Origin of the sequence: Erwinia magellanica (assembly GCF_039023495.1) — a bacterium.
Lineage (GTDB): Bacteria > Pseudomonadota > Gammaproteobacteria > Enterobacterales > Enterobacteriaceae > Erwinia.
Genome location: NZ_JBCHVC010000001.1, coordinates 47,468 through 63,799, shown reverse-complemented (window position 1 = coordinate 63,799; position 16,332 = coordinate 47,468). Strand labels below are relative to the sequence as shown.

Sequence of the window (16,332 nt, the reverse complement as noted above, 5' to 3'; positions counted from 1 at the left end):
AAAGTTCCGTTGCGCCGTTATATTTGTGATGTTTTATCGGGACGGACAACCAGCGATCATTTTTATGATTTCTGACTGGTTAAAGCAGCCACTGCTTCCTTTGCTCTTCAGCCTGTTGGCTTAAGAACCCCGTTTACGCCGCAGAGTAACGCAAGAAGGCCGGTTTTTCACCTTTAAATCACGGTAATTCAATCCTGTTCGCATTATTTAATCAGGGTCGTGTGAAGAGATCGGAATTGCCTCAGGCAGGCAACAGCAAATTCAGTTTCAGGTCACCCTCTGTTTGTTGACAACGGAAAAGGCTTCATCTCTTTTGCAGCTGAGTGTATGCTCAGCAAACAACCTGTTTAGTAAATTAAACATCATGCCCCTTTCTTCTGATTACAGCTGTGACGTTCTTATCATCGGCAGCGGTGCCGCCGGGTTAACCCTTGCCCTGCGGCTGGCTGAGAAACACCAGGTGACGGTTTTGAGCAAAGGCCCGGTAAGCGAAGGGTCTACCCTCTATGCTCAGGGCGGGATTGCTGCCGTTTTTGATGAAACAGACAGCATTGAGTCGCACGTTGAAGATACCCTGATTGCTGGCGGCGGCCTGTGTGACCGGGAGGCGGTTTCCTTTATCGCCAGCAATGCGCGTCATTGTGTGCAATGGCTGATTGATAACGGCATGTTGTTTGATAGGGAAAACCCTGAAGCGATTGACGGCCGCTATCATCTCACCCGCGAAGGAGGCCACAGCCACCGGCGGATCCTGCACAGCGCTGACGCCACAGGACGGGCGGTTGAAACCACGCTGGTCAGCCAGGCATTAAGCCATCCCAACATTCAGATCATTGAGCGCAGCAATGCGGTCGATTTGATCGTTTCCGATAAGATCGGCTTGCCCGGCGAACGCCGCGTGGTCGGTGCCTATATCTGGAACCGTAAACGGGAGAAAGTTGAAACCTGCCGCGCCCGCTCTGTGGTGCTGGCGACTGGCGGTGCGGCTAAGGTTTATCAATACACCACCAATCCGGATGTCGCTTCCGGCGATGGCATAGCGATGGCATGGCGCGCAGGGTGTCGGGTAGCCAATCTGGAATTCAATCAGTTCCATCCCACCTGCCTGTTCCATCCTGAAGCGAGGAACTTCCTGTTAACGGAAGCGCTGCGTGGCGAAGGTGCCCTGCTCAGGCGGCCAGATGGCAGTCGCTTTATGCCAGATTTCGATCCACGGGCAGAACTGGCTCCGCGTGATATCGTCGCCCGCGCCATCGACCATGAGATGAAGCGGCTGGGCGCGGACTGCATGTATCTGGATATCAGCCATAAGCCGGCTGAATTTATTCAGGCTCACTTCCCGATGATCGATGAAAAATTACGCACGCTGGACTTCGATCTGACCAAAGAGCCAATCCCGATTGTGCCTGCCGCCCACTATACCTGCGGCGGTGTGGTGGTTGATCGGCAGGGTCGCACCGACATCGCGGGGCTGTATGCTATCGGAGAAGTCAGCTATACCGGTCTGCATGGCGCAAATCGCCTGGCTTCTAACTCTCTGTTGGAGTGCCTGGTGTATGGCTGGTCAGCAGCAGAAGATATTCATCGCCATCTGCAACAGGCGATCATGCCGGAGCAGTTACCAGAATGGGATGAGAGTCGCGTAGATGATTCCGATGAGCGAGTGGTGATCCAGCATAACTGGCACGAGCTGCGCCTGCTGATGTGGGATTATGTGGGTATTGTGCGTACTAACAAGCGTCTGGAGCGGGCGCTGCGGCGTATCACTATGCTTCAGCAGGAGATTGACGATTATTACGCTAACTTCCGCATCTCCAATAATTTGCTGGAATTACGCAATCTGGTGCAGGTTGCAGAGCTGATTGTTCGCTGCGCGATGGCGAGAAAAGAGAGTCGCGGGCTGCATTTCACCCTCGACTATCCCGACATGTTGCCGGAAGCAAAACCGACTCTGCTCTGCCCGGACTAACGGAACAGATAAAAATCACGGGTCAGGCTGCAATGCGCTTCAGAGTAGTTGTGGTCAGGCCCACGTATCGTCATGCGATCGGTAAACAGCTCCCCTGGCGCAGGTGAAAGAGCCAGCAACACGCGGTTGGGCGGGCGCATCTCAGTATCGGAGATATCCGTGCGGCAATGAAGATGCCAGCCCCGCTGCTCTGCCAGTTCCACCAGCTTATCCCCCGCTGCCGCTGGCAGCACCACGCAGAAAAAACCTTCTTCGGTAATCAAGGCTTCGGCACAGGTCAGCAATACTTCATGTGTTAAATCCGTGGTATAACGGGCGGAAGCACGTTCAGGGCTGGCACAGTCGACGCCGGGGGTAAAATAGGGTGGATTACTGACAATCAGGGAATAACGCTGCTCTGTGGTTTTCGACCAGTGCAGAATATCATCCTGCCAGATATGAATGCGTTCAGCCCAGGGGGAAGCGGCCGCATTTTCGCGCGCCTGGTTTGCAGCCTGCTCATCCAGCTCAACGGCATCGACCTGCACCTCCTGTCCGGTGCGCTGCGCCAGCATCAGGGCTATTAAGCCGCTGCCGGTGCCAATATCCAGCACCCGCTGTGCACCTGCTACCGGCGCCCAGGCACCCAGCAGAACGCCATCCGTTCCCACCTTCATCGCACAACGATCGTGGGCAACAAAAAATTGCTTGAAGGTAAACCCGTTGGCACGCAGAACCGCTTTCTGTTGAGACATTTGACTGACCTGAAGTGGAAACGGCGCTAGCATAGGACAATAAACAGGTAAGGAAAAGTCATTAAGACCACACAAACAGATGAAGATCGTGTTCAATCTGTCTATAATCAGCGCCCCAAACTGAGGTAGACCATGACTGTAACCACTTTTTCCGAACTCGAACTTGATGAAAGCCTGCTGAAAGCTTTGCAGGAAAAGGGCTATACGCGCCCTACGGCTATCCAGGCCGCTGCGATCCCGCCTGCACTGGAGGGTCGTGACGTTCTGGGTTCGGCACCAACCGGTACAGGCAAAACGGCGGCTTATCTGCTGCCCGTGCTTCAGCATCTGCTCGATTTCCCGCGTAAAAAATCAGGCCCGCCCCGCATTCTGATTGTCACCCCGACCCGTGAACTGGCGATGCAGGTTGCTGACCAGGCGCGTGAGCTGGCGAAATATACCCATCTGGATATCGCGACGATAACCGGTGGTGTGGCGTACATGAACCACGCGGAAGTGTTCAGCGAAAATCAGGACATAGTCGTTGCGACTACGGGCCGTCTGCTGCAATACATCAAAGAAGAGAACTTTGACTGCCGCGCGGTAGAGACGTTAATCCTCGATGAAGCGGACCGTATGCTGGACATGGGTTTCGCACAGGATATCGAAACCATCGCAGCCGAGACGCGCTGGCGTAACCAGACGTTGCTGTTCTCTGCCACGCTGGAAGGCGATGCGATTAAAGATTTCTCCGAGCGTCTGCTGAATGAGCCAGAAGAGATTGAAGCGGACCCGGCCCGTCGTGAACGCAAAAAGATTCAGCAGTGGTACTACCGTGCTGATGATATCAAGCATAAAACGGCGCTGCTTATTCATATGCTGAAGCAGCCAGAGGTGACCCGTTCCGTGGTGTTTGTGCGTAAACGTGAGCGAGTGCACGAGCTGTGCGGCTGGCTGCGTGAAGCGGGCATCAACACCAGCTATCTGGAAGGCGAACTGGAGCAGTTCAAGCGTAACGAAGCGATCAAACGCGTTGTTGATGGCCGTGTGAACGTGCTGGTTGCGACCGATGTGGCCGCCCGTGGCATCGACATCGAAGATGTCAGCCACGTATTTAACTTTGATATGCCGCGTACCTCAGACACCTACCTGCACCGTATTGGCCGTACCGGCCGCGCTGGTAAAAAAGGTATCGCCATTTCTCTGGTAGAAGCGCATGACAACGTATTGCTGGGTAAAGTTACCCGCTATATTAAAGAGCCGCTGAAATCACGCACCATTGATGAGCTGCGCCCTACCACGCGCCCGCCAAGCGAAAAGCTGAACGGAAAGCCTTCTAAAAAGGTGTTGGCGAAGCGCCAGGAGAAGAAAGAGAGCGAGCAGAAAGAGAGCAAGCCGCGCGCGAAGGAGCGTCATCGCGATACCAAAAATATTGGTAAGCGCCGCAAGCCGGTGGCAGCGAAAACGGACAGTGCTGAATAAACACACCGCGCTACAAAAAACCGCCTCAAGGAGGCGGTTTTTTTATGGTCTGAATCGGGGGAAACGCGCGGTTGCTCTGCTACTTCCGCCGGAACCCCTTTTTTTAGCCGATCAGGTCATCAGGACAATGATGAAGCGAGCTATTTAAGCTTTATTTTCATCAACCTGACAGGGGCAGGCAGATGGTGTTGTTTTCACCACCCGCTCCCCTTTCGCCTCTGTGACGCGCCTTTTAACGGCTTTAATTAAAGGCTTTCAGTAAAGGTGCGGGCAATGACGTCGCGCTGCTGCTCTGGCGTCAATGAATTGAAACGCACCGCGTAACCAGAAACGCGGATAGTCAGCTGCGGATACTTTTCCGGGTGCTCTACAGCATCCTGTAACGTTTCACGACGCAGTACGTTAACGTTAAGATGCTGGCCGCCTTCCACGCGCACTTCTGGTTTAACTTCCAAGGGAATTTCACGATATTCGATCTTACCCAGCTCACTGACTGGCACGATCTGATCTTCGCTGTAGCCTGCTTTAGCGCATAAGCAGCGGGCTTCCGCTTTTTCATCATCTAACAGCCAGAATGAGTTCAGCAATGCGTGATTGGATGCTTGGGTAATCTGAATTCCGATAATCATAATTATTGCCTCCAGGCAGTAACGGCTGACCAAAGCCAGCGGGTAAGAAAGGGGGTGCGCCTGACCTATCCGATCTGTATAGCAGCACCGTTATGCGGCTTCTTTGACCAAAATCAATATTTCACTGCCCCCTGTACGGCTACTAAAATCAACTAATTGATTTAGCTTAGTTTTAGGCGATCTACGCTTTCATATTTATTTGTAAATTTTCAACAATATTTTAAGTTTTCCCCGCTGCGGATCCACGTTAAGCTAATCAGCAATCTATTAAGGAGGCGACCATGGCCAAGACACTGACCTGGCACGACGTGCTGGCAGAGGAAAAAGAGAAACCCTATTTCATTGAAACGCTGGCTAAAGTAGCTCAGGCACGCGCATCAGGGAAAACGGTCTATCCCCCTCAAAAGGATGTATTCAATGCATTTCGCCTGACGGAACTGGGCGACGTCAAGGTGGTGATTTTGGGGCAGGACCCTTATCACGGTCCTCATCAGGCGCATGGTCTGGCCTTTTCCGTATTGCCCGGCGTAGCGGTACCGCCTTCGCTGGTCAATATGTATAAAGAGCTGGTAACGGATATTCCCGGCTTTCAGCGCCCAACGCATGGTTTCCTGGAGAGCTGGGCCCGTCAGGGAGTAATGCTGCTGAATACGGTATTAACCGTTGAAGCGGGCAAAGCGCATTCTCATGCCCAATTTGGTTGGGAAACCTTTACCGACACGGTGATCTCGGCCATTAATGAACATCGCGAGGGCGTGGTATTTTTGCTGTGGGGTTCTCACGCACAGAAGAAAGGCAGCATTATTGACCGCCAGCGCCATCATGTTTTGCAGGCGCCTCATCCCTCTCCTCTCTCCGCTCACCGCGGATTTTTTGGTAGCGCCCACTTCTCGCAGGCCAATGAATGGCTTGTGAAGCAGGGAGAGAAGCCGATTGACTGGCAGCCGGTTCTGCCGGAATAACGCCATAAAAAAAAGCACCCGAGGGTGCTTTTTTCATTATTGCAGCCGATCAGGCTTTGGCTTTAGCCACGGCAACCATTGCCGGACGAAGCAGACGACCATTGAGCGTGTAGCCACGCTGCATGATCATCAGAACGTGGTTTGGAGCCACATCCTCAGATTCCATCATAGACATTGCCTGATGCAGTTCCGGGTTGAAAGGCACGTTCACATCGCCAATCACTTCCACACCGAATTTACGCACTGCGTCCAGCAAAGATTTCAGGGTTAACTCGATCCCTTCCACCATTGAGGTAAGCTCCGGGTTGGCTTTATCAGCCACTTCCAGCGCACGTTCCAGGCTGTCGATCACTGGAAGCAGCTCGTTGGCGAATTTTTCCAGTGCAAATTTATGCGCTTTTTCCACGTCCAGTTCGGCGCGACGACGGATGTTTTCAATCTCCGCCTGAGCACGGATTTGCGCTTCACGCACGCCACCCTGAGACTGCGCCAGCTGCACTTCCAGCTCGGCAATGCGGTCATCGCGAGGATCTACCGCTTCAGCTGCCTCTGCGTCCTGGGTTTGCGCCTGCTCCATCTCAATCTCGTCTGAGACTTGCTCGTTTGGGGTGTTCTGTTCTTTACTACTCATGAATTTCTCCGCGTTTTTGCACATTCATCTCGCTGGTTCGCTTATTATGGGGATCAGAACTGCGGTTTCAAGGGAACCGATCACATTGTCTGAGGTAGTTTACCTCATGAGGAACGCCAGCATCATGAACAAACATTTCAATTGCATCGGGATTGTGGGGCATCCGCGTCATCCGACAGCGCTGACGACGCACGAGATGCTTTACCGCTGGCTGACGACAAAAGGCTATGAGGTCATCATTGAGCAACAGATCGCCCGCGAGCTGAATCTGAACGATGTGGAAACCGGAACCCTGGCGGAAATTGGTCAGCGGGCTGACCTGGCGGTAGTGGTTGGCGGAGACGGCAATATGCTGGGCGCGGCACGCGTGCTTGCCCGTTACGACATCAAAGTAATCGGGATAAACCGCGGTAATCTCGGCTTCCTGACCGATCTGGACCCCGATAATGCCCAGCAGCAGTTAGCTGATGTGCTGGAAGGAAAATATATTACAGAGAGCCGCTTTTTGCTGGAAGCGCAGGTCTGCCGCCAGGGGCGCGAACCGCGGATTGGCACAGCTATTAACGAAGTCGTTCTGCATCCCGGCAAAGTTGCCCATATGATTGAGTTTGAGGTCTATATTGATGAGACTTTCGCTTTCTCGCAGCGCTCTGATGGCCTGATTATCTCTACGCCAACCGGTTCAACAGCCTATTCCCTCTCCGCTGGCGGCCCTATTTTAACGCCCTCGCTGGATGCCATAGCTATTGTTCCCATGTTCCCACATACGCTCTCGGCCCGCCCGTTAGTGATTAACAGCAGCAGCACTATTCGCCTGCGCTTTTCCCATATGCGCAGCGACCTGGAGGTGAGCTGTGACAGTCAGATCGCTCTGCCTATTCAGGAAGGTGAAGACGTATTAATCCGGCGTAATGAAGATCATCTCAATTTAATCCATCCCCAAAATTACAATTATTTTAATACTTTAAGCTCAAAGTTAGCCTGGTCGAAAAAATTGTTTTAAAAAGCGGTGCCAGCTACTTTACTGGTTATAATTCCAGTATATACTGTATGAAAAACCATATCTGTGTTTTCATACAGGAACGCCAATTATGCTCGCACAACTGACCATCAGTAACTTTGCGATTGTTCGTGAACTTGAAATCGATTTTCAGCGTGGCATGACCGCAATCACCGGCGAAACCGGTGCCGGTAAATCCATTGCTATTGATGCGCTCGGCTTATGCCTTGGCGGTCGTGCGGAAGCAGATATGGTGCGTCAGGGTGCAGCCCGCGCGGATATTTGCGCCCGTTTTTCCCTTAAAGATACCCCTTCTGCCTTTGAGTGGCTGGTAGAGAATCAGCTGGACGAAGGGAGTGAGTGCCTGCTGCGCCGCGTCATCAGCAGCGACGGACGTTCCCGTGGTTTTATTAACGGCACTGCCGTTCCCCTTTCGCAACTGCGCGATCTCGGCCAGCGTCTTATCCAGATCCATGGTCAGCATGCGCACCAGCTTCTGCTTAAGCCTGAGCATCAGAAAACACTGCTCGACGGCTATGCCGGTGAAACCGAGTTGATGCAGAAAATGGCAGAGAGCTACCGTCAATGGCATCAAAGCTGCCGCATACTGGCTCAGCATCAGCAGGCTTCTCAGGAGCGTGAGGCGCGTCGTGAGCTGCTGCAATATCAGCTGAAAGAACTCAATGAATTTGCCCCGGTAGCAGGTGAATATGAAGCCATCGACGAAGAGTACAAACGTCTGGCTAACAGCGGCCAGCTGCTTTCCACCAGCCAGCAGGCACTGATGCTGCTGGCTGACGGTGAAGAGAAGACCCTGCTGAATCAGCTCTATACCGCGCAACAGTTGCTGAACGAATTGCTCTCTATGGATGACAAGCTGAGCGGCGTATCCACCATGCTGGATGAAGCCTCAATTCAGATCAGTGAAGCGAGTGACGAGCTGCGTCACTACTGTGAACGTCTGGATCTTGACCCTAACCGGTTGTACGAGCTGGAGCAGCGCCTTTCGCGTCAGATTGCGCTCGCCCGCAAGCATCATATCTCACCGGAGGAGCTGCCGCTCTTCCACCAGCAGCTGCTGGAAGAGCAAAGCCTGCTGGATCAGCAGGAGAGCGATCAGGAAGAGCTTTCTCAGACCGTGGCGCACCACCATCGTACCGCTATGATCTGTGCAGAGCAGCTGCATCAGCGCCGGGTTCATTTTGCTGAAGAGCTGAGCCGGTTAATTGGGGAGAGTATGCATACGCTCTCCATGCCGCACGGGCGACTGGGCATAGAAGTGCAGTTCAATGCCGATCATCTTACCGCTGAAGGCGCAGACCGTATTGATTTCCGCGTTACCACTAACCCAGGCCAGCCGCTGCAACCGCTCTCTAAAGTGGCATCTGGTGGTGAGCTTTCGCGTATTGCTCTGGCCATTCAGGTGATTACCGCCCGTAAGATGGATACACCAGCGCTGATTTTTGATGAAGTGGATGTAGGGATCAGCGGACCAACAGCGGCAGTGGTAGGCAAGATGTTGCGTCAGTTAGGGGAGTCCACGCAGGTGATGTGTGTCACCCATCTGCCGCAGGTAGCCGGCTGTGGCCACCAACATTTTTATGTCAGCAAAGAGACCGATGGCGAGATGACAGAAACCCATATGCAGCCGCTGGACAAACGCGCCCGTTTGCAGGAACTCGCCCGTCTGCTTGGCGGTAGCGAGGTTACCCGCAACACGCTGGCAAACGCAAAGGAGCTTTTAGCAGCCTGATTGCCGCACTTTTTTGGCCTGCTGTGGTCATATCCTTGCTTCGTAGAGGTTTCAAACTGCGGAAAGGTTTATTATCATCGTCTTCTTACGCTGTCATCGTAGCGAGTGTTCGATGCAGCCAGATTGTTGGCCCGAAAAGGAATAAAGATACTTATGCGCTGTAAAACGCTGACTGCTGCGGCGGTGGTTCTTCTGATGATGACCGCTGGATGTTCCACTCTGGAGCGAGTGGTTTACCGGCCAGACATCAACCAGGGCAACTACCTGGTTGCGAATGATGTTTCTAAAATTCATACCGGCATGACGCAACAGCAGGTGGCATACACCCTGGGCACGCCGATGATGCGCGATCCGTTTGGTAGCAACGTCTGGTATTACGTTTTCCGCCAGGAGCCAGGCCATGAGCCGGTGACCCAGCAGACGCTGACGCTGACCTTTGACGGCAAGGGTACGCTGACTAACATTGATAACAAACCAACGCTGACCGGCAAGAAATAGCGGTTTACCCGGTTTGATGATGAAATGGTAAGGCGCTGAGGCGCCTTATTTTTTTGCTGCGCGTTCGGCACGCAGGCGGCGAAGCTCTTTTGGGTCAGCCAGCAGCGGCCGGTAAATTTCAATCCGGTCACCACTCTGCACTTCATCCCCCAGCTTTACCGGACGACTGAATATCCCAACCTTGTTTTTAGCGAGATCGATATCGCTACGGAGTTCAAGTAATCCTGAAGCCTTAATCGCCTCTTCAACGGTAGAGCCTTCCTCTACATTTACCGTGTAGAGATACTGTTTTTCAGGCAGTGCATAAACCACTTCAACAGCGATATCAGGCACTGTAGACCTCTTTCGCGCGTTTGGTAAACGCCTGCACCATGCTGCTTGCCAGCTCTTTAAAGATGCGTCCGAACGCCATCTCAACCAGCATATTGGTAAACTCGAACTCCAGGTTCAGCTCTACTTTGCAGGCATCTTCGCTCAATGGCGTGAATTGCCAGCCACCCGTCAGCTTACGAAACGGCCCATCGACCAGCTGCATATGAATGCTCTGGTTATCGGTCAGCGTGTTGCGCGTAACGAAAGTTTTGCTGATCCCGGCTTTTGAAACATCAACCGATGCCGTCATCTGTTGCTCTGTGGCATCCAGAACACGGCTACCGGTACACCCTGGGAGAAACTCCGGATAGGCATCGACATCGTTTACCAACCGGAACATTTGCTCAGCGCTATAGGGCACCAGCGCAGAACGACTAATCTGAGACATAACGTTTCCTGTTAATCTTCAATTTACCAATAATACCATCGGCGCCAGGTAAACAAAAATCCTCAGCCGCCAGCGTTCTGCTAAAATAGCGCTTTTCCCCGTCTCGTTTGTTACAGGGGATGCCTTCAATCACTGCTTCATGTAAACTAAGTGGCACTATGACTAAGAAAAAAGCACATAAACCCGGTTCCGCTACCATTGCCATGAACAAACGGGCTCGCCATGAATACTTCGTTGAAGAAGAGTTCGAAGCGGGACTGTCGCTCCAGGGATGGGAAGTCAAATCACTCCGCGCCGGCAAGGCCAACATCAGCGAAAGCTATATTATGCTGCGTGATGGCGAAGCTTTCCTGTTCGGAGCTACCTTCCAGCCGCTGATTGGCGCCTCTTCCCATGTGGTCTGCGACCCTACCCGCACCCGCAAGCTGTTGCTGAAGGAGCGTGAGCTGGCCTCGCTGTTTGGCAAAGCTAACCGCGACGGTTACACCATTGTTCCCCTGTCGATGTACTGGAAAAATGCCTGGGCTAAGCTGAAAATCGGCGTGGCTAAAGGTAAGAAAGAGCACGACAAGCGCGATAACATCAAAGATCGCGAGTGGCAGACAGACAAAGCACGTATTATGAAACATGCCAATCGCTAAGCCTTTGGCGTAGACGACAATTTCTGTTATACTGCTTCACAGTACCTGGGGCTGATTCTGGATTCGACAGGATTTGCGAAGCCCAAGGAGCATGCCGAGGGGCGGTTTGCCTCGTTAAAAGCCGCAAAAAAATAGTTGCAAACGACGAAAACTACGCACTAGCAGCTTAATAACCTGCTCAGAGCCCTCTCTCCCTAGCCTCCGCTCTTAGGACGGGGATCAAGAGAGGTCAAACACAAAAGAGATCGTGTGGATGTCCTGCCTGGGGCTGAAGCATTAAATCCAATCAGGCTAGTTTGTCAGTAGCGTGTCCGTTCGCAGCTGACCGGCGAATGTAAAGACTGGACTAAGCATGTAGTGCCGACGGTGTAGTAATTCTGGACGCGGGTTCAACTCCCGCCAGCTCCACCACATTATGTACCGGATACGTCCGGGTAAGTCCTGAAAGCCCGCTTGGAACCAGCCTCGCGGGCTTTTTTACGTCTGTAGTAGTCCGTAGAGATCCAGCCAAATCCGATGACTATTGGTACATGTTTAGGTACACGGTAAGATATGAGCCACTAACGTGTACCAATTATGGATTGAAATCAGTTATGGCGCGGATAACACGCCCACTCACCAATAATGAAATTTTTAAAGCTAAGCCACGTGATAAAGACTTCACATTGCATGATGGTGAAGGCTTGTTCTTGCTTGTTAAAACCTCAGGTAAGAAGCTCTGGCGCTTCCGATACCAACGTCCTGTCAGTAGCAGCCGAACTAATCTCAGCCTCGGCTCATACCCTGCCCTACGCTAGCAGCAGCGCGCCAACTCCGCGATCAGCATCTAACCTTACTCGCGCAGGATATCGATCCTCAGCAACTGCAAGAACAAGCATCAGAGCAGCGCCAAATTGAGCTAGATAGCATTTTCTCCACAGTAGCTGCCAACTGGTTTCAGATTAAAAACAGAAGCGTCACGGAGGATTATGCGAAAGATATTTGGCGTTCCTTGGATAAAGACGTGTTTCCGGCAATTGGCAACATGCCTGTTCAGGAGATTAAAGCGAGGACGATTGTTGAAGCATTGGAACCAATCAAAGCGCGTGGTGCGCTAGAGACGGTTCGCCGATTAGTACAGCGTGTTAACGAAATAATGATTTATGCTGTTAATACAGGCCTAATTAATGCCAACCCTGCTTCAGGTGTAGGAATGGCCTTTGAGAAACCCAAAAAGCAAAACATGCCCACGCTGCGGCCTGAGGAGTTGCCAAAGTTGATGCGCTCTTTGGCGATGTCAAATCTTTCTGTACCGACTCGCTGCCTGATTGAATGGCAGCTCCTGACGCTCATTCGCCCTTCAGAGGCTTCTGGTGCACGATGGGCCGAGATCGATCTCGATGCAAAGCTCTGGACCATTCCTGCAGAAAGGATGAAGGCCAAACGAGAGCATATTGTTCCATTATCAACTCAGGCAATAGGTATTCTTGAGATAATGAAGCCTATAAGTGCCCACAGAGAGTATGTTTTCCCAAGCAGAAATGATCCAAAGCAACCTATGAACAGCCAAACTGCAAATGCTGCTTTAAAAAGGATTGGGTACGGTGGTAAGTTAGTTGCCCATGGTTTACGTTCTATAGCCAGCACTTGCATGAACGAAGCTGAGTTTAATCCAGACGTAATTGAAGCAGCTCTGGCTCACATAGAAGCCAACGAAGTGCGGAGAGCATACAATCGCTCAACCTATCTTGAGCACAGGATTCAACTAATGGAATGGTGGGGTTCAGAATGTTTAAAGTTTAAGTTTACGTAATTAATTATTATTTAGTTAAAAAAATATTTTCATCAATTGATTAGTATACTAGGAGTGAATATGGATTTTACTTTCTTTAAGCCTGCTCTTAAATATAATGCCTCACTCACGATTTTATCGGTAGTCATTTTATATCTTTTGAAACCATTGTTTGAAAATATTGAGTTCATTTCTAAAAATCCAATTGTCACATTAGTTTTTTTTCTAATAGCAATTAATGCATTAGTTCTTGCTTTGTTCTACACTAGTAAACAAAAAAATGCTCAACCCACTCCTGCACCAGCGGTTATTCAGGATAATGAGATCATTGGAAACAAAGCTAAAAATATAAATATTACATCAGATGGTAATGTAATAGGTAACAAAGTTAATAACAATGAAGCAGACGGTGATTTCAACGTTGGACAAGGCTTTAAGAATGGAGAAAAATAACCAAACTCAAATCAGTGGGAATGAAATAAAAGACAATAGTGCTGGTAGAGATTTCAATATTGGAACAAACATAAGTTTCAATGAAATTAAAACTAAAAGCAATGCTCTTAACAATCTCCTGATCAGATCAAGGCAGTTATGTGAAACAGATCAAGAATATTGTTACATGCTTGAAGAACTAGAAGGATACCTTAACCCTAGACCTGGTAGAAAAATCATAGGGCTAGAAGGTAAATTGAAAGAAGGTAATAGGCTTGATTTACTTGAAGATGCAACATACCTTGAAAATAAATTTGCTCGAAGAGTTACAAGACATCAGTTTTCTATTTCGGAAGAAGTAATCTATTACCATTGTCTGAGTAAAATCAACTCATCTTTTTCACATAATGTAAAACCACTGTTTAAAAACACAGTAAGTGCTGCTATAATAGATAGAGTCATTTATGACAAAATAGTTGAACCGCTTTATGAGGAAGTGTGTGAGGTTAGTACAGCTATTTCAATTGAGTTAATTAGAGGAATGATTTTCTTTTTAACTGGTAAATGTCACTTACGGTGGGTTGGCTAATGATAATCTATCATCCATTCAAAGATGCAAATCATTGTTCATATAGAATAATTAGTTTGCTATATAAAAATAAAAATAAAATAAACGATGACGTTATTAAATTCATGGATTTCTACTACTTATTCCCGCAACAACTTAAAAATATTCTAGGGTGGCCGAGATCCAACTCTAAAACAGCAAAAAAAATAAAACTCATTGAAACCTCTTATGAATTTATTGAGAATCCTCGGCGTGTTTTCTTTGAATTAAATGTAATTAGAAAAAACACCCTAGCACACTTATTCTCTAAGGGGATTATATCATTTTCAGAAGATTTTTTAATCCTGCATGAAAATAAAATACCCCAATCGCTCATTAATACTTTAAAAAACGACACTTTTCGAACCAGTTTTGAATTCTCGGTAATAAGTGATGAGTTATCGAAATTACCAGTTAAAGGAAAAAATGGTCTTAAGGCAAAAACTAATTTAATGGAATATCGCTATGATGAATAATTATTCATATCTAAGAATCAATAGATTGGTAATTACTAAAGGCGGACAACCGCTTTACGACGAACTTTTTCATGATGGAGTTAACATCATTAGAGGTGAGCATTCCGTTGGTAAATCAACCATTCTTGATATGATTTTCTACATCTTAGGTGGAGAGTTAAAAAAAGATGATTGGAAATATCCTGCTGATGAATGCTCGAATGTAAACGCTGAGATTACCATTAACGGAAGAATTTTCACTCTAACTAGGCCTATTGATGCTTCAGGCGGTGTTCCCCATATAAAAATATATGATGGTAAATATCAGGATGCGATGAAGGATGCTGACGGCTGGTGTGATTATGGCTCACGGCGGACTAGCGATAAGTTGAGCTTTTCAGAAATGATGTTCGAACTTTTTAACTGGGGGCAATATAAGTCTGATGATTATCAAAATTTAACAATGCATCAAATCATGAGGCTTATCTACCTTAGTCAATCGTCTGACTCTAACAGAATTTTCCGTAAGGAATCTAGCAGATCTGATAACGAAAATACTAGAACCGCAATCGCAGAATTTCTCTTTGGCTTAGATGATTTAGAAACACATTCTTATCGGCAAAATTTATTGAAATTCGAACGAGATTATGAAAATAGCGGTGCTGAGTTGAGAGCTTACTTTGACCTATTGGGTAATGATGCGGACCTCACTGTTGATAAAATAAATGAAGCGCTTCAAGAAAAAAACATTGAACTAAAGGAAATCGAAAGTAAGAAATCTGAACTACTAGAATCAACTGACCTGCCGGATAATAGTGAAAAATACAACCTCACTATAGAGCGGAATACCACAATAGAAAGAATTCAGTACTTAACAAATAAAATATCCATAACTAACAATGAGTTAGGTTCTACAAAAATTGAAATACAAGATTGCATTTTATTTGGGAAGAGCTTAACTCATAGAATGAAATCGTTAAACGAATCGAAGGATACCTACAAAGAACTTGGTAAAGTCTCTTTCGAATTTTGTCCATGCTGTTTGACTCCAGTAACTGAGAACCCTGAAATTAACTCAGGGTGTGCTCTGTGCAAATCAACAGAAGAAACAACCTCCCTTGAAGATAAGTATATTGAGTCATTAAATGAACTTCAATATCAATTACGTCAGAATAGCAAAATCATAATTTCACTCGCAGAAAAATCCGAATATCTCGAAGATTTTCTTCTGGAGATGAAAAAAGAATTACAATTACTTGAAAATCGCTTATTTGAAATAAGTTTAGTATCAAATTCTCGTGAGCTAGCTATAACATCTATAATTGAAGAAAGAACTAAAAAACTTATCGAGATAAGTTCATTGCAGGATAAGATAGATCCCGCATCTAAGGTTGACGATTTGAAGAAAAAGCGCGAACACCTTATATCTCAGATAGCAAACTGTCGAACAAATATAGAAATGCTCGAAGCAAAAAATGCAAAAAGAAGAGAGTATGTTTATGCAGGTCTTTCTGCACTATCTACTCAAATCCTAGAAGGGGACTCTGGTAATGAAGAAAAATTCAAAACTGCCACCCACCTTTCATCTGAAATAGATTTTGCCAAAGATCGCTGGTTACTTAATGAACGAGTGAATTATTCTGACAGTTCAAACGTTGTGAAAAAGTCTGCCTTACATCTAGCATTCTTGCTATTTTCCATCCAAGACAAATTTTGCAGATACCCACGTTTTTCCATTATGGACTTTGAGTGCGGGGATATAAATGAAGGGCGTAGCCATAACTTACAGAAGCTAATAACTTCAAGCCTTGAGGGGATGAGTGGCTATCAACTTATTATGACAACATCCAAGATAGAACCGTCTCTTAATAATGAAATATATGGTGTAGGTCGTTATTACGATAAAAATGACTATATAATTAAAAGCTGACATTATTTTCTAACAACGCCCTGTACCGTCTAGAGCAGCAGGGCGTTACTTCAACGCTAATCATTCGCTGAAAAACTTTTAGCAAATCTCCAGCCATTT

General features: G+C 48.2%; 16 protein-coding genes, 1 other RNA gene and 1 pseudogene. 13 read left to right on the top strand and 5 right to left on the bottom strand.

What is annotated here, in order from left to right:
* Positions 1-364: 364 nt before the first annotated feature.
* A complete protein-coding gene (gene nadB, locus AAH450_RS00320; protein ID WP_342908407.1) occupies positions 365-1,969 on the top strand; it encodes an L-aspartate oxidase in 1,605 nt (534 codons plus the stop codon).
* On the opposite strand, the gene trmN is transcribed toward nadB, so the two are convergent.
* Positions 1,966-2,703: a tRNA(1)(Val) (adenine(37)-N(6))-methyltransferase TrmN gene (gene trmN, locus AAH450_RS00315; RefSeq protein WP_342908406.1), complete on the bottom strand. Its 738-nt coding sequence runs from the start codon at positions 2,701-2,703 to the stop codon at positions 1,966-1,968. The genes nadB and trmN overlap by 4 nt on opposite strands.
* Before the next feature lie 132 nt (positions 2,704-2,835).
* On the opposite strand from trmN, the gene srmB reads away from it, so the two are divergent.
* Complete coding sequence (srmB, locus tag AAH450_RS00310; protein ID WP_318791012.1) at positions 2,836-4,164, top strand: ATP-dependent RNA helicase SrmB; 1,329 nt, start codon at positions 2,836-2,838, stop codon at positions 4,162-4,164.
* Positions 4,165-4,409: 245 nt separating this feature from the next.
* Here srmB and grcA read toward each other — a convergent pair whose 3' ends face one another.
* On the bottom strand, positions 4,410-4,793 hold the full coding sequence (gene grcA, locus AAH450_RS00305; RefSeq protein ID WP_342908405.1) for an autonomous glycyl radical cofactor GrcA: 384 nt from the start codon (positions 4,791-4,793) through the stop codon (positions 4,410-4,412).
* A gap of 281 nt (positions 4,794-5,074) precedes the next feature.
* Between grcA and ung the strand changes: the two genes are divergently transcribed.
* Entirely contained in the window at positions 5,075-5,755 is a 681-nt protein-coding gene (ung, locus tag AAH450_RS00300) for a uracil-DNA glycosylase (RefSeq protein ID WP_342908404.1), read from the top strand.
* A gap of 49 nt (positions 5,756-5,804) precedes the next feature.
* On the opposite strand, the gene grpE is transcribed toward ung, so the two are convergent.
* Complete coding sequence (gene grpE / locus AAH450_RS00295) at positions 5,805-6,386, bottom strand: nucleotide exchange factor GrpE (protein ID WP_342908403.1); 582 nt, start codon at positions 6,384-6,386, stop codon at positions 5,805-5,807.
* A gap of 124 nt (positions 6,387-6,510) precedes the next feature.
* On the opposite strand from grpE, the gene nadK reads away from it, so the two are divergent.
* The 3 genes from nadK to bamE all read left to right on the top strand — a co-directional run bounded on the left by nadK (position 6,511) and on the right by bamE (position 9,637).
* Complete coding sequence (gene nadK / locus AAH450_RS00290) at positions 6,511-7,389, top strand: NAD(+) kinase (protein WP_342908402.1); 879 nt, start codon at positions 6,511-6,513, stop codon at positions 7,387-7,389.
* Positions 7,390-7,477: 88 nt separating this feature from the next.
* The gene (gene recN / locus AAH450_RS00285; protein ID WP_342908401.1) at positions 7,478-9,139 is read left to right on the top strand and encodes a DNA repair protein RecN; all 1,662 of its coding nucleotides are present in this window, start codon (positions 7,478-7,480) and stop codon (positions 9,137-9,139) included.
* A gap of 153 nt (positions 9,140-9,292) precedes the next feature.
* Entirely contained in the window at positions 9,293-9,637 is a 345-nt protein-coding gene (gene bamE / locus AAH450_RS00280) for an outer membrane protein assembly factor BamE (RefSeq protein ID WP_318791007.1), read from the top strand.
* Between the two features lie 45 nt (positions 9,638-9,682).
* Here the strand turns inward: bamE and AAH450_RS00275 are convergent, their stop codons facing one another.
* Positions 9,683-9,970, bottom strand: coding sequence for an RnfH family protein (locus AAH450_RS00275; protein WP_318791006.1), 288 nt, complete (start codon positions 9,968-9,970; stop codon positions 9,683-9,685).
* Positions 9,963-10,397, bottom strand: coding sequence for a type II toxin-antitoxin system RatA family toxin (locus AAH450_RS00270; protein WP_306211207.1), 435 nt, complete (start codon positions 10,395-10,397; stop codon positions 9,963-9,965). Before AAH450_RS00270 ends, AAH450_RS00275 begins: the two co-directional genes overlap by 8 nt.
* A gap of 158 nt (positions 10,398-10,555) precedes the next feature.
* Between AAH450_RS00270 and smpB the strand changes: the two genes are divergently transcribed.
* The 7 genes and pseudogenes from smpB (at position 10,556) to AAH450_RS00235 (ending at position 16,233) form a co-directional block, all read left to right on the top strand.
* Positions 10,556-11,038, top strand: coding sequence for an SsrA-binding protein SmpB (smpB, locus tag AAH450_RS00265; RefSeq protein ID WP_318791004.1), 483 nt, complete (start codon positions 10,556-10,558; stop codon positions 11,036-11,038).
* A 47-nt stretch (positions 11,039-11,085) separates the two neighbouring features.
* Positions 11,086-11,449: a transfer-messenger RNA gene (gene ssrA, locus AAH450_RS00260) on the top strand.
* 182 nt (positions 11,450-11,631) lie between these two features.
* A pseudogene (locus tag AAH450_RS00255) lies at positions 11,632-12,830 on the top strand (integrase domain-containing protein).
* 60 nt (positions 12,831-12,890) lie between these two features.
* Positions 12,891-13,262 carry a hypothetical protein gene (locus AAH450_RS00250; protein WP_342908400.1) on the top strand — a complete coding sequence of 124 codons (372 nt, stop codon included), beginning with the start codon at positions 12,891-12,893 and terminating at the stop codon, positions 13,260-13,262.
* Entirely contained in the window at positions 13,249-13,830 is a 582-nt protein-coding gene (locus AAH450_RS00245) for an ABC-three component system protein (RefSeq protein ID WP_342908399.1), read from the top strand. Before AAH450_RS00250 ends, AAH450_RS00245 begins: the two co-directional genes overlap by 14 nt.
* Positions 13,830-14,324: an ABC-three component system middle component 5 gene (locus tag AAH450_RS00240; RefSeq protein WP_342908398.1), complete on the top strand. Its 495-nt coding sequence runs from the start codon at positions 13,830-13,832 to the stop codon at positions 14,322-14,324. Before AAH450_RS00245 ends, AAH450_RS00240 begins: the two co-directional genes overlap by 1 nt.
* Positions 14,314-16,233 carry an AAA family ATPase gene (locus tag AAH450_RS00235; RefSeq protein WP_342908397.1) on the top strand — a complete coding sequence of 640 codons (1,920 nt, stop codon included), beginning with the start codon at positions 14,314-14,316 and terminating at the stop codon, positions 16,231-16,233. The genes AAH450_RS00240 and AAH450_RS00235 overlap by 11 nt, the downstream gene beginning before the upstream one ends.
* Positions 16,234-16,332 lie beyond the last annotated feature (99 nt).

Coding starts and splice junctions, on each gene's coding strand:
- nadK (WP_342908402.1), top strand. CDS start 6,511: ATGAACAAACATTTCAATTGCATCGGGATTGTGGGGCATCCGCGTCAT.
- AAH450_RS00245 (WP_342908399.1), top strand. CDS start 13,249: ATGGAGAAAAATAACCAAACTCAAATCAGTGGGAATGAAATAAAAGAC.
- smpB (WP_318791004.1), top strand. CDS start 10,556: ATGACTAAGAAAAAAGCACATAAACCCGGTTCCGCTACCATTGCCATG.
- nadB (WP_342908407.1), top strand. CDS start 365: ATGCCCCTTTCTTCTGATTACAGCTGTGACGTTCTTATCATCGGCAGC.
- srmB (WP_318791012.1), top strand. CDS start 2,836: ATGACTGTAACCACTTTTTCCGAACTCGAACTTGATGAAAGCCTGCTG.
- trmN (WP_342908406.1), bottom strand. CDS start 2,703: ATGTCTCAACAGAAAGCGGTTCTGCGTGCCAACGGGTTTACCTTCAAG.
- grpE (WP_342908403.1), bottom strand. CDS start 6,386: ATGAGTAGTAAAGAACAGAACACCCCAAACGAGCAAGTCTCAGACGAG.
- AAH450_RS00235 (WP_342908397.1), top strand. CDS start 14,314: ATGATGAATAATTATTCATATCTAAGAATCAATAGATTGGTAATTACT.
- AAH450_RS00240 (WP_342908398.1), top strand. CDS start 13,830: ATGATAATCTATCATCCATTCAAAGATGCAAATCATTGTTCATATAGA.
- AAH450_RS00250 (WP_342908400.1), top strand. CDS start 12,891: ATGGATTTTACTTTCTTTAAGCCTGCTCTTAAATATAATGCCTCACTC.
- bamE (WP_318791007.1), top strand. CDS start 9,293: ATGCGCTGTAAAACGCTGACTGCTGCGGCGGTGGTTCTTCTGATGATG.
- ung (WP_342908404.1), top strand. CDS start 5,075: ATGGCCAAGACACTGACCTGGCACGACGTGCTGGCAGAGGAAAAAGAG.
- grcA (WP_342908405.1), bottom strand. CDS start 4,793: ATGATTATCGGAATTCAGATTACCCAAGCATCCAATCACGCATTGCTG.
- recN (WP_342908401.1), top strand. CDS start 7,478: ATGCTCGCACAACTGACCATCAGTAACTTTGCGATTGTTCGTGAACTT.
- AAH450_RS00270 (WP_306211207.1), bottom strand. CDS start 10,397: ATGTCTCAGATTAGTCGTTCTGCGCTGGTGCCCTATAGCGCTGAGCAA.